Below are 13,495 nucleotides of genomic sequence, written 5' to 3' on the forward strand. Positions count from 1 at the left end.
AAATTCCGGTTCCCTTAAAGGAACCGGACCTCGTCATCAAACGAGAGGGCGTAGCCGCCAGCGAGAAGGTACAAATAGCTCTCCTTCACGCTCCTGCCGACAATCTGCTCGATTGCCTGCCGGTAGAGGCGTATTTGCTCGCCGTACCGCTCAATCATATTCTGTTTCACAGCTTCGGATTTCTCCATCGCTACTCTGTCTGTCTTGAAGTCAAGCAATACGAGCCCGCCGTCATCTTCCTCCAGCAAACAATCGATAACGCCCTGCACGATGATTTGCTCCTCGCTTGCACCGCTCATTTCAGGCTCCACGAGAGAAGCTGGCCTCGCCAGGGTAAACGGCAATTCACGGTGGACCACCCGTGCCCGCTTCATCCGATCTCCCAGCGGCGAGGCGAAGAAACGAACGATCTGCATGAAGTCGATAGCCTGAACCTGCTCCTCCGTCAAAAAGCGGCGGGACAACAGCGAGGCAATCTGGTCGCGGACATCGTCCTCGTCCAGTGATCGTTTGAGATCGATGTTTTGCAGGATCAGATGGGTGATCGTTCCCCGCTCGGCTGCCGTGAGCGTGTGAGCGCCCTCCTCCATCAAAAACCGCGGCTTTTCCACAATCGTCGGGACGCGAAGCGGATAGCCTCTGGAAACAGCCTGTTCCCGCCGCTTCAGTTCGCTGACGGTCCATTTGGTCATCACCTGGGAAGCTGCCTGATGTGGATAGCTCCAGCCCAATTTGCGCTCAATCAGCCGCGCGCTTTCAGGATCAACAGGCCTATCCGGTACGGTCTCGCGCCTGGTGATTCGCTCCCAGTCAGAGTGCTGGCCGGAATTCCGGTCTGCCTCAGCCCTCAGATCGTCCGCGCGGTGGAAGAAAAACGACCATATGGACTCGTCCGGAACCGTTCGCACCATCACTTCGTCGCCGCCTCCGCACTCGCGGGGATAAGACCGGAGGGGACTTGCGAGCGGATGGCGCAGAAGCGCTCTGCCGACCCAATCCAGATAGCCTTTTGCTTGCAAAAGGTCTTCGTCATGCAGCCGCTCGCCGTCCCCCTGGCGTCCCCATGAGACGATGCTCTTGCACAAATCCTTGGCGGTTCCGAGCAGGACGAGCTTTTCCCTTGCCCGGGTGAGAGCGACGTACATTACTCGCATTTCTTCCGCCAGCATCTCGCGGCGCAGCTGCTGGCGGATGCCCAGTGCAGCCAGGCTCGGGTATCGCACCTGCAGCTCAGGCTCTACCGCCATCGGACCAAAGCCAAGGTCCTTGTGCAGCAAGAAGTGGCTTTTCATATCCATCGTGTTGAACTGCTTGCCCATTCCTGCGACAAAGACGACCGGAAACTCCAGCCCTTTGCTTTTGTGAATGGTCATGATGCGGACGACATCCTCGTTTTCGCCGATCGTGCGTGCCTCCCCCATATCGTTGCCCGCCTCCCGGAGCCGGTCGACGAAACGGAGAAAGCGGAACAATCCCCGATACGAGCCTGCCTCGTACTGACGGGCGCGGTCGTACAGGACGCGAAGATTGGCCTGACGCTGCTGGCCGCCCGATAGCGCCGCCACATAGTCGAGATAGCCCGTCTCGCGGTAGATCGTTGCGATCAGCTCGGCCAGAGAATCTCTTCTGGCCTGCGTGCGCCATTTGTCCAGCTTGCTGAAAAAGCGGCGCAAACGCTTCTCCCAATCCGCCTCTCCCTGCTGCTCCTCGATATACCGATGAACAGCCTGATAAAAGGGGATCGACGGATAGCTGATGCGAATCTGCGACAGTTGCGGCTCGGCAATGCCGACAATCGGTGAGCGCAGCACAGACGCAAGCGGGATGTCCTGAAACGGGTTGTCGATCACCCGCAAAAGCGAGAGCATGACCTCTACTTCTGTCGTGCTGAAATAGCCCTGGTTTTGCTCCGCATAGACGGGGATTCCGGCTGCACGCAGCTCCTCCATCATCGGCTCTCCCCACGCCGAGGTGGCCCGAAGCAGGATGACAATGTCGCGGTAAGCGAGCGGTCGCAGCCCTCCTGCCTTTTTATCGAAAACGAGAAGCGGCGCCTCGCCACTCCCCGGCTCCATCCAGCGGCGGATGCGCTCTGCGATCAGTCGGGCCTCCATTTGGGCCGCGCTCGCTTCTTCCAAAGCTTCTCCCAGTCCCGGAGCGGCTCCTCCGTCTGCGGAAGCTTCTCCGCCCTCTGCGGGGGGATTCGCCTGATCCTCCGCCTCTTCCTGTGAAGTCCGGTCAATCAGATGCAGCTCCACTTGCAGACGGTCAGGCTCCACCTCCGGATAGGAGGCGCGGCAGATCAGCTCAGCCGAACGGTCGTAGTCGATTTCCCCGACGCCCGGCGACATGATCTGCCTGAACAGGAAGTTGACCGCGTCTACGACTTCGCGGCGGCTGCGGAAGTTGGCCGCCAGATCGATCCGCTGTCCCGTCCCCCGGCTGTTTCCCGATGCATCCTGCAAGTCTGTTCCACCCGCTTCGTGCTGCTCCAGCCGGTCGCTCTCAGAGCCGGTCTCATAGCTCAAGTATTTCTCCAAAAACAAATTGGGCTCAGCCAGCCGGAACCGGTAAATGCTCTGTTTGACATCTCCTACCATGAAGCGGTTTGCTATTTCGTGCGAATCCGGTTCACGCGATACCATGCGCAAAATCGTTTCCTGAACAAGGTTGATGTCCTGATACTCGTCGACGAGGACCTCTGCATACTGATCGCGCAACTGGAGGGCAAGCGCTGAAGGCTGCTTCCCGCCACCACCGCTGCTGTCTGACTCCTCCGCCTCAGCATCGGCTCTCGTCAAAAGCCGGAGAGCCAGATGCTCCAAATCACCGAAGTCAACCAGCGCCCGCGCCCGTTTTTCCTGCGCAAAAGCCGCGTCAAACTCCGTGACCAATCGGGCCAGCGTCTGCATCGACGGAGCCAGCCTTTCAAGGTCCGCCAGGTACTGCTCCGCCGGCATGGAGAAGTTTTGCTCGACCAGCTCGCCAAGCGCTTTCTTCACCTCATTGCGAAGCCCCTGCACCTGTTCCTTGAGATCCGGGTCGACATCCTTGACAGACGGCAAACGTGCAAAGGAAATGCCTCGGACTGCCTGCTCCGTCTCTGCCCATCCCTGACGGCACGCCGCTACTGCCCGCTCCAGGCCAGCCGCCTCCGCTTCCAACAGCGGAACGTAAGCAGCAGGCCCTTCCGGTGAAGCAGCCAGGAGAACGGCTCGTCTCAGCTTTCCTTCCAGACCTTGCAATTCCCATCTCAGCGACTGCAGGATGCTTTTCGTCCACTTGAGGCCGTCCATCGACTTTGCGGACGCTGTCGCAAACATCTCGGCAGCTTCTTCCAGCCATCCCTTCGGATCCGGATTGCTGCGTGAAAACTCGTACAGGCGCAACAGCAGCCCGACAAGGATCTGGTCATCCTGTCCGTCCAGCATCAGATCGGCCAAACGTTGAAAATCCGGGTCTCGCTCGTACCACTCCTCCAGCATTTCCTCCAGAATGTCCTGGCGGAGCAGCTCGCCTTCCATCTGGTCGGCAATGCGGAAGTCGGGATCAAGCTCCACGAGGTAGTAATACTGGCGCAAAAGCCCCAGACAAAAGGAGTGAATCGTGGTGATGGAGGCCCGCTGCAGCAGGGCCAATTGTTTTCGCAAATGAGCGGACTGCGGCTTTTCCTTGAGCGCCTTTCGCAACGCTTCGCTGATCCGGTGCCTCATCTCCGCGGCGGCCGCATTGGTAAAGGTAACGACCAGTAATTCATCCACCCCGACGGGATCGCTTTCGTCCATGATCCGGCGAATGATCCGCTCTACGAGCACTGAGGTTTTCCCGGAGCCAGCTGCTGCCGCCACCAGCAAATTGCTTCCACGGCTCGTTATCGCCTGCCACTGCTCGTCGGTCCACTGCTCAGGCTTTGCCTGCGGCTGACTCGATTGCTGCTCCATCGCTATCCACCTCCGCATCTGTTAATTGCCCGCTCTGGAGCATATCCCATATTTCCTTGTTGTTCCACTTGGGAAGCTGGCGCAGCTGATTTGCGTCTCCATCCGGGTCGTATTGGCAGACAGGCTTGTACGAGCATCGATCGCAAGCAGTCAACGTTCCGCTCACATAGGGGGAAATCTCAATGTCGCCGTCTGTCATCCGCGCGCTCAGCTCTTTTACCGTGGTGCGGACGAACTGTTGGAGCGCTTGAAACTGCTCCGCCGTTGCCACAGAGGAACGAGCCGACAAGGTGCCGTCCTTTTTCAATTCAAACGGAACCAGTTCGGAAGCCCCCTGCTCCACCTGTGCGTCCATCATGCGGGCCAATTCCGGGTCGGCCAGCATCAAGCCTTTCATCCGCAATCGCTTTGCCCGCTCCTTGGCCGCTTCATCACTGGTCAAAAGCCGCTTTGCCGTGACAAACGGGTCCGCTACCTGGTAGTAAAAGACACCAGCCATCTCTGCCTTTTGGCCGAGCCATTCCTCTGCATTCGTCACGACCACATCGAGGTAGACCAGAAGCTGCAGATTCAGACCGTTGAACACATCAGACAGCAGGAGCTGCTTCGGACTGGATTTGTAGTCAATCACGCGCAAATACGGGATCTCGCTGTCGAGAGATTGGTCGACACGGTCGATTCGCCCGATCAACTGGACAGAGGAGCCGTTGGCCAGCCGCAGTTCGAGTCCAGGCAGATCTCCGCCAGGGCCAAACGCCACCTCCAGACCTACAGGGGCAAAGCGGCTCCGCTTCGCATGCTCGCCCAGGACGTAGATGGCTCTTCCGACCGCCCGTTTCAGCTTGCCCGACAGGTATCGGTACCGGGCCGTCCGGGTGAGGATGCTGCTGCGGGTCGACGGCACCAGCTCGTCAACTACTTCACCGGCCAACTGCATGCTGTTCGCTTCGGTCAAACGGCTCCATTCCAAATGTTCCTCGTTCATCTTTTCGACTGCGCGCTTGAGCGAGGCGTGGAATAGCTCGCCCACGTCAAAACGCTCCAGCTTGTATAGCTGCCGCTCTCGCAAGCGCAGGCCGTGCGAGGAGTAATGAGAAAATGGACAGGTCTGGAAGCGTTCCAGCCGGGAGACGCTCATCTTGAGACGGTCCCCGTAAAGGGCTTGGCTCGTCTTCCTGTCCAGCGGCATCGGCCGGTTTGTGTAGCGCAAGCCGGACAGAAGCCACTTCTCTCTGCTCGCGTCGGGAGAGTGCCGCAGAAACCAGTCGTATACCTCCCACCAGAAAACGGGCAGGCTGCCGCTCTCCTTCATTTCCCGCACGAGCGTAAGCAAATGGCTGAATACGCGTCGCGGCGAGCCCAGCAAAAAGGAGTCCGCCTCGGCATTCCCGCTCGGCTCATTGTGGAAAAACCGGTAAGGCACATCCGGGATAACTTCCCGGATGCGGGCAAACACCGAAGAAGGCAAAAGCGCTTTCCCCTCTTCATCTGCCAGCGCACAGCTCAAATACAGCCGCTCCGCCGGACGGGTCATCGCCTGATAGAGCAGAAACGGTTCGGCCATCAGCCGCTGCTTGGCTGTCGGCGCGAGCTCCATTCCCATTTCCGCGAGCCTTTCCCGCTCCGCCTCGTCCAGCACGCCGTCTTCCTTCGGCTTGAGGGGAATGACTCCTTCGTTGACCCCAAGCAGAAAGAGAGCCCGTACATCCGGCTGGCGGGAACGCTCCATCGACCCGACCAATACCTGATCCAGCGCAGGCGGCACCAGGCCAAGCTCAATGCTTTCCAGTCCGCTCTCCAGGACGCTGGCAAACGTGTCGATGTCCATCTGCTCCTCGCCCATCACTTCGACGACCTGGTCAAAGAGGCTCATCAGCCCGTTCCAGACCTGTCCGTGCATCTGGGCATCGTCCAGCTCTCCCGACTGCTCTGCCGTTCTTTGCCACTTTTCCAGTATGCCTGGTACGTCGAGACTGACCAAAAAGCGGTAGAGAGCTGTCGCCATCGCGCGGACATCTTTCTTTTCCGCCTGCTTCAGCTCTTCTTCAAACCGGCGCAAGGGCGCTGCGTACTGTCTTCGCAATTCATCTGCCGCCTGATCCTCCGCAGACTCTCCGCCAAACCGCCACGGCTTCTCATCCGACCAATAAGAGCCGTATACGCCATGTGCCAGCACATAGTTTTCCAGCAAGTCGACTTCTCGCCGAATCACGTTCAGTGGAACCTGCTCCCCGCTGTCGGAAACGCGTCCCTCCGGTGTGACCAAATCTGTCTTCAGGCAGCGGAATACCGCTTCATACCGCCATCTGGCCGTGACCACCTCCAGAGCGGAACGGACCAATTCCATCAGCGGATGGTGCATGACCGTGCGCTTCTGATCCAGGAAGAACGGGATCCCGTAATCGGTAAACACGGTCGCAAGCTCGTCCGCATAGGTGCCGATCTCGCGCAGCAGTATCGCCATGTCGCGCCAGCGATACCCCTCCGTGCGCGCAAGCTCGAGAATCTGCAGAGCGACCGCTTCCACCTCGGCCCGGCGATTGGCGGCCGACAGCAGACTTACTTCATCCGCTCTTGCGGGAGGCGGAGGAGTACCCGGGTCTCCCCACGCAAAGTAACGATCCTCCAGCTGGCGAAGCCACGGACTGTCGGCAAATCTCCCCGGCCCGGTCAACAGAATCGGGCTTTCGACCGCTACACCCGCTTCTTTGGCCATCTTCTCCAATGTTTGGTAGGTGCGCAGAGTCGGATGAAACAATCCGAGCTCATCAGGGGAGGCATCCCGTTCGGACGGGTCGAGGCAAAGCGCAATCGTGACCTTTTTGGCGCAGACCATCAGTTGCTCGATCACCCGCAGCTCCTGGTTCGTAAATCCGCTGAAACCGTCGATAAAAATCTCGGTCTGGGCGATGTAAGCGGAATCTTTGATCATGACAGCAACGCGGTTCAAAATATCGTCCGCATCCCAGTACCCTTGGGCGAGATGAGCCTCGTACGCATTCATGACCAGTCTCAGATCATGTATTTTTTGATTGAGCGTCCCGCTTCCCCAATCGACGTTTTCCGTATGGGTAAAGCTGACGCCGTATGACTTGCACTCGCTGATCAGACGGCCCAACTGGGACGTAAAACCGGGCTGCAGCGCTGCCCGCCTGAATACCTGCAGCTCTTCCTTGTAGCGCTCCAGCAGCAGGCGCAGGACCATTTGCTTGCCCAGGTCATCGACAGGCACGAGCGTCAAATCGCCAAGCTCCTGCAGCAGCCGATGCGCCAGCCGCCCGAAGCTGAGGACCTGTGTGCCGATCACACCGTGCAGTCCCGGGATGGAAGCGAGTGCGTACTCCGCTTGAAAGCTGGCCTGCTCAGGAACGAGCAAAATCATCGGCGAACCGAGCGCGGACTGCTTCAGCCGCGCTTCCATTTGGTTCAGGATGGTTTGCGTCTTGCCTGTTCCGGCACGGCCCAGGACAAATTGTACTGCCATGAGCACTCCTCCTCGTCGTTGTTGATTATTCTGTCTCCATCCTGATCGTGCTGCCTTCGCCCATAGGCTCCGCCGGCGTGATGATCAGTCTTCGCGGCATGCGTACACGAATCTCCGGAACATGGCTGATCACGCCAATTGTAAAGTCGTCCATGCGCAATCTCTCCAATGCGTCCATGACCACCTCCAAAAGCTCCGGATCAAGCGTACCGAAGCCTTCATCGAGGAAAAAGAACTCCAATCTGCCGCCCCGCATCTGAATCTCCATGGACAAGGCCAAAGCCAGCGACAGGGACGTCAGGAAGGTCTCTCCCCCTGACAGCGTGCTGATCGGCCTGCGCATTCCTCCCGCGCCCTCGTCTCTTAAGACAAATTCGCCTTCGTCGCCGATTTCCAGCGCATAGCGGTTTTTGGTCATCCGCATCAGGTGGTAGGAAGCGTCTCTGGCGATCGAGGCGAGCTTTTCCTCGGCGATGAACTGCACGAACGCCTTTCCTTCCAGCAGCTTTTTCAGCTCCTCCAAACGGCTTTGCTCGTCCATCTCCTCTGCGAGCCGTTTTTCGATTGAAAGCCATTTTTCATGGTTCTGCTCTACCTGGGCAAACGTTTGCCGGGTGACTGCCACCTGCTCCTTGGCCGCCTGATGCCCCGCTTCCGCTTCGTCCCAGGCCTGCTTGGCCGCTTCCCATTCCTCTTTGGTGACATGCCTTCCGTCCAATGCCTTCAGCAGCCGCTCCTCATCGTACTGCAAACGGGCTAGCTCCGTCTGGTACGCGGAAAGCTGCTCCTGCAAAGACACAAGCCGATCCCGCTCACGGTACAGCTCTCCTGCCCGTTCCGGAGTGCCGAGGCCGCTCTCCGCCAGCGAGCGGTGCATTTGTTCTGCCGCTTCCGTTCGCTGCCGGGACAGTACCGCATAGCCTTCTGACAGCTTGACTACGGCATTTTGCACCTCTTCCCGGGCCTCTCGTGTTTCTTTGCGCTTGTTTTCCGCTTCGTCCAAAGAGGTGCGAAGCTGCTGCAGAGTCTGCTCCACGGTTGTCAGCAGCTTCCGCGCGGGCTGTCCGCCCGTCCGCTCCAGCCACATCCCGTGCTTTTGCTCCCACAGCCGCTTTTTTTCCTCCAGCCGCTCACCAAGCAGCGCCTGCTGCGAGTGCAGGGCGGCATGGCGCGAGACCGCTTCCTGATAGCCTGCCAAAAGCGACTGGTACAGCGACTCCTTTTCCGCCCTCGCTTGCTGCAGAACCGACGTTTCCCGGTCGCGCTTTCCGATCGCTTCCCAATGCTTTTCTATTTCCTCAACCTTGACGTCGCCCAGTCTGTCCTCCAAGCGCCGTTTGGCTTCCTCCGCTTGAACGGCCGCGGCTTCCAGACGGGCTTTTGCGGCTGCTTCTTTTTTCAAAAGCTGTTCGCCGAGAACGGCGCTTCGCTCATACATGCGCTTTTTCTCCGCTTCCCGGTCGCGCAGCCCATCCGCCCATTTTTGCAGGCGTTCCCGTTCCGCTCTGTACGCCTCTCGCGCTTCCGCTTCGCTCTTCAGAGCCGCCTCTTCCTGCTTGTACATCTGCAGCAGTTTGGTGATGTCGCCCACCGCCCATTTTTCTCCAAGGGCAGCGCACTCGCGACGGATCGCGTCAATTCTTTCCATCAATACTGCACGCTCTTCGCCGAGGGAGATCATCCGCTGCTCCCACAGCTTCCACTCTCCCTTTGCCGTCTGCAAGGCCTCGAACGCTGTCCGGATCTGCTGCTCCGCGTGACGAACAGCTTCCTCCGTCTCCCGCATCTGCTGACGGATGCTTTCTCCTGCAGCCTGCTGATTGTCCGACTCAGGCTTTTTCTCCTCCGGCTCTTCCAGGCAAGGATGATGGGACGAACCGCATACCGGGCACGCTTCCCCGGGGTTCAGACGATCACGCAGCATTCTGGCCATATTCGCTTCCCGCCACTGCTCCCATTCAGCACGGAGACGTTCGAGTTCGCTCCGCCGTCTCGCCTGGGCTTCCTCTTCCATTTTGACTTTCGCTTCGCATGCGTGCAGACGGGTTGCGGCCTGTTCCTGTTCGCGCTGGGCTGTCTGCCGCTTCTCCTCCCAGTTGGCGAGTGCCTGCTCCTGCTCGCGCCATTGCCTGCCCCATTGCTTGATCTGGGACAGGGCGTCGAGTTTCTCGGTCCACTCGGCTTCGGACGAAGGCGGAGTTGCCTCAAGCTGGGCAAGCTTCGTCCTGGCTTCCGCCAACTGCGAGGCGCTTTTCTCCCATTCCTTTTGTGCCATCTCCAGCTCCGAGGCGGCAGACCTCCGCTCCGATTCAACACCCTCCAGCTCGGTAGCCAGCTCTTTGCGCTTCTGTTCTTCCCGTTCCCAGATCAGCTTGGCATCCCGCAGGGCGACGATGAAATCGCGCCATTCCGGCTTTACCTGGGCCGCTTCCAGCGATTTTTCCAGTTCGGCCCGCTCGCTCTCCAGGCGGTTCAAGGACTCTTTGTCACGGGCCAGCTGTTGTTTTAGCACAGTCAGCTCCTGCGACACCTTTTGCCATTCCTGTTCAAGCACGGTCCATTCCGCGCGCAGAGCGGACAGCTCTTCTTCCCACTCCGCAGCCTGGATCAGCCTGCTTTTCCGCTCGATCATAAGCGGCTCCTCCCGCTGCAGCTCGGAAGCGCATTTCACATACGACTCCTCCGCCTGCAGATGCGCTTGCTGGACGACTTCCTGCTTCTTGCGCGCGTCCTCCAGTTGAACAGCCGTCTCCTTCCACTCAGTGTCCAGACGTTCAAACTGCTGGACCTGCGGCCATAGCCTGACACTTGCATCTAGCTGCTTTGCGAGCCGCTCCCATTCAGCGGCTTCCTCCGTCCGGGCCAACTGCTCTGCGAGGCGCTCGCGGACACGCTCCAGCTCCTCCTGCCAGCGGTATACCTGCTCCAGCTCCTTGATCATTCCCGCGAGGCCATCCCGCTGCTCTGCATAGACGCGCTCCTGCCGAGCGGCTTCCTCCCACGTTTTCCGGGCTTGCTCCAGCGCCTCCGGTCCAGCATCCCCGAGCGCCGCCTTCTCCAGCTCGATTTTATGAAGCCGCTCCCGAGTCGCTTCCAGTCCCGCCCGAACGCGCTCACTCAGTTTTTCACCGTAGATATGTAGATGAAACATCCGCTGCAGCATCTCATTGCGGTCGCTCCCCTTGAGCGTCAAAAAGCGGGAAAACTGTCCCTGCGGCAGCACGACAGCCCGGGTAAAATCCTGCAGCGTAAGCCCAATCAAAGACTCGACAGCCGCCGTTGCCATAGTCGCCTTCGATTCCAGCACGACATCCGGCGTCTCTTCGTCTGTTCCGCACTGGATCAGGCGGACCTCCGGCTGTCTCCAGTTTCCGTTTTTATTCAGGCCAAATTCCCGTTCGATCGTATACCGCTTCCGCTCAGCACCCGATCCCAGCTCAAAGGTGAACGAGACAAATACCCGCTGCTCCAACTGGTTGAGCACATCCTTGGGATGGCTGCCGCCGCCGAGCCTGACGACCTGTCCGTAAAGCGCGAGCGTGATCGCGTCCAAAATCGTCGATTTCCCGCTCCCGGTCGGGCCAAAGATTCCAAAGAGACCGGCTTCGCACAGTTTTTCAAAATCGATCTCCTGCATCTCCCGATAGCTATGCAAGCCGGCAAGCTTCAGTCGTATCGGCTTCATCTCGTTCCCTCCTCTTCACCGATTTGGTTCAGCAGACGCTGAAACAAGGCGACCAGCTTCTCGTCCGGCTCTGCCCCGCGCTTTCGTTCATAGAAGCGGCGAAACAGCTGGTCAGGCAGCAGCTCGCTCAGCTCCGCTCGCTGCTCGCTCGCCGAGTCCGCCGTTTCCTCGCGCACCACAACCCGCTGTACTTTGAGAAAATCATCGCTCATTTTGCGCAGCCGCTGAAATTCAGCCGGGTCGATCACGTCCGATACGTGCAGCTCCAAGTCGATCCATGCGCCGGCGTCCCTGCCTTCCTCCAGCCATTTTTCCACCTGCGCAATCCCTTCTGTAGCCTTCCAGCGCGCCAGCGGCCTGCCGCTTGTCAGGTAGACGATCTCCTCTTGCACTTCCTCTCCGGGAACGACATCCACGATCACGACAGCCTTGCTCTGTCCTGCCTCCGAAAAGGAGTACCCGAGCGGCGACCCGCTGTAGCGAATGAGCGGCTTCTCTCCCAGCTTTTGCAGACGGTGCAGGTGGCCGAGCGCCACGTAATCCGCTTTTTCCGGGAAAGCCGACGGGGAGACGGTCAAGGCTCCGCCGATCTGAATAGGCCGCTCGGAATCGCTTTCCCTGCCGCCCATGACAAACAGGTGGCTCGTCACCAGATTGACCGTATCCTCACGGAAATGTACCGACAGCTCGTCAAGCAGCGTCTTGATCCGCTCAGAAAATGCGAGCTGCATCTGCTCCTGGGTAAACGTATCGCTTAACAGCTCCTTGAGGCGGGCTTCCGATGGATACGGCAGGGCCAGAATGACCGCGTGGTGTTCCACGCCGGGAACGGCCAGCTCCATCCACGACGGCCCTCCGTCCAGTACCCGCACCTTATCTCTGGGGGCGTCGCTCCCCGACAAGATCGGCGTTTCTTTGGGCAGTCCCAACAGAACGATGCCCTGTTTCGACGCAATCGGCGCCGCCGCCCGAACCCGCTCCGGCTGATCGTGGTTACCCGCAATGACGACGACAGCCCGCCGCCCTCCAGCGGACAAGCGCTCCAGCGCCGTATAAAACAGCTCCTCCGCCCAGGCAGGGGGGTTGACTGAGTCATAGACGTCCCCGGCAATCAACACGAGCTGAACGTCTTTTTCCTCCGCAATCCGGCAGAGCTCGTCCACAAAATCAGATTGTTCTCCCCGTCTGTCACGCCCCTCCAACTGACGACCGAAATGCCAATCCGCCGTATGTAAAATACGCATGCTTGCACCTTCTCCCGATCATGTGTTTGCGTTCATTGTATCACAGAAAACCCGGTGTTTGCCGAGCCATTGAACAGTTAACAATAATCGCCACTTCCATGTAACTTTTTCTCTCTCAAACTCGTCCTCACCTGTAGAAAACATGAGAGGGGTTAACCAAACGCGTGAAACCTGCCAACCTGTTCGTCGCTGTCCCTGCCCTCTTGCTGGCGTTTTCGGTTTCTGTCTCTGCCGATGCTGCGTCATCTCCGCCCGGCAACAATCAAGCCGGTACAGCTGCTTTGGCTGATACAGCTTCTGCGGTAGTTCCGGCCAAAGCAGCTCCTGTCGAAGCTCCGGCCAAAGCTTCACCTAAAACTCCATCAGTAAAGGCTGCCTCTTCTGCAAAGGGTGAAATCCGGCAGGTACAGGCATGGATCAATGCCGAAGCGAAGAGGAAAATAGCGGACGATCGACTGGAAGACTTCAGCTATCGCTGGATTCAACTGGATGACGACCCGGAGCTCGAGCTTGTGGCAAAAATAAATGACAGTGTGCGGCTGGGCCACTTCTATGTACTCGACCGCCGCCCCAACGGCACCTATGCGCTCTTGACCGAGCAGCCGTGGAATGTCCCGCATTTGGACCTGGAGCGTTGGGACTACAATCATTTTGACAATCCCAATTGGTCAACCATCCCTTCAGGTGAAGAAGGCAAGGTAGGGGGAAAACGGCTGTTTGAAACGCTTAACAAATCCGGGGGCACCGGCATAAGCGTCTACTACGCCCATCTGTGGTATATCGAGAACGGAAAGTTTGTGGAGGCTTGGGAAGGGACAATGCTGGAAACGGGCTCCGTACCCGGAGGCCAGTCATTCCAGACGATCGGCCAATATCAAATTGTCCAGACGGGCCCTGTTCCTCTGCTTTACTACTGGAAAACGATGCGTGAGCTGGACCCTGATAGCGGAAAGCCCCTTTCTTCTTCCTCTGTGCAGACAGAAGTTCACGTCTTTCCGTTTGAAAACGGCCGCTTTACATCTGCTGCTGCCGCAAAGAACTGACCAGCGGATTTCAGCCCGCTCAAAGCCCGGCATCTTTGCTGCTCCATAAAAAAGCCGCCTCTCCGGCGATCCCGGGAAAGGCGGCTTTCTGCTTGCTT

General features: G+C 58.7%; 5 protein-coding genes. 1 reads left to right on the forward strand and 4 read right to left on the reverse strand.

The genetic code is table 11. The features are described 5' to 3' along the window. Positions 1-14: 14 nt before the first annotated feature. From addA to EDM54_RS11360, 4 genes are read right to left on the reverse strand one after another with little or no spacing between them, the layout of a single operon-like run. Positions 15-3,941, reverse strand: coding sequence for a helicase-exonuclease AddAB subunit AddA (gene addA, locus EDM54_RS11345; protein ID WP_031931640.1), 3,927 nt, complete (start codon positions 3,939-3,941; stop codon positions 15-17). Next, positions 3,904-7,425, reverse strand: coding sequence for a helicase-exonuclease AddAB subunit AddB (gene addB, locus EDM54_RS11350; protein ID WP_031931641.1), 3,522 nt, complete (start codon positions 7,423-7,425; stop codon positions 3,904-3,906). The genes addA and addB overlap by 38 nt, the downstream gene beginning before the upstream one ends. 25 nt (positions 7,426-7,450) lie before the next feature. Continuing rightward, positions 7,451-11,110: an AAA family ATPase gene (locus EDM54_RS11355; RefSeq protein WP_122958202.1), complete on the reverse strand. Its 3,660-nt coding sequence runs from the start codon at positions 11,108-11,110 to the stop codon at positions 7,451-7,453. Beyond that, complete coding sequence (locus tag EDM54_RS11360) at positions 11,107-12,354, reverse strand: exonuclease SbcCD subunit D (protein WP_024983588.1); 1,248 nt, start codon at positions 12,352-12,354, stop codon at positions 11,107-11,109. The genes EDM54_RS11355 and EDM54_RS11360 overlap by 4 nt, the downstream gene beginning before the upstream one ends. 164 nt (positions 12,355-12,518) lie before the next feature. Between EDM54_RS11360 and EDM54_RS11365 the strand changes: the two genes are divergently transcribed. Beyond that, positions 12,519-13,397 carry a hypothetical protein gene (locus EDM54_RS11365; RefSeq protein ID WP_122958203.1) on the forward strand — a complete coding sequence of 293 codons (879 nt, stop codon included), beginning with the start codon at positions 12,519-12,521 and terminating at the stop codon, positions 13,395-13,397. Positions 13,398-13,495: the final 98 nt, after the last annotated feature.

Origin of the sequence: Brevibacillus borstelensis (genome assembly GCF_003710865.1) — a bacterium.
In the GTDB taxonomy this organism is placed as follows: Bacteria; Bacillota; Bacilli; order Brevibacillales; family Brevibacillaceae; genus Brevibacillus; species Brevibacillus borstelensis.

Excerpts from the sequence above, each read along its gene's own strand:
- addA (WP_031931640.1), bottom strand. The coding sequence starts at position 3,941 with ATGGAGCAGCAATCGAGTCAGCCGCAGGCAAAGCCTGAGCAGTGGACC.
- addB (WP_031931641.1), bottom strand. The coding sequence starts at position 7,425 with ATGGCAGTACAATTTGTCCTGGGCCGTGCCGGAACAGGCAAGACGCAA.
- EDM54_RS11355 (WP_122958202.1), bottom strand. The coding sequence starts at position 11,110 with ATGAAGCCGATACGACTGAAGCTTGCCGGCTTGCATAGCTATCGGGAG.
- EDM54_RS11360 (WP_024983588.1), bottom strand. The coding sequence starts at position 12,354 with ATGCGTATTTTACATACGGCGGATTGGCATTTCGGTCGTCAGTTGGAG.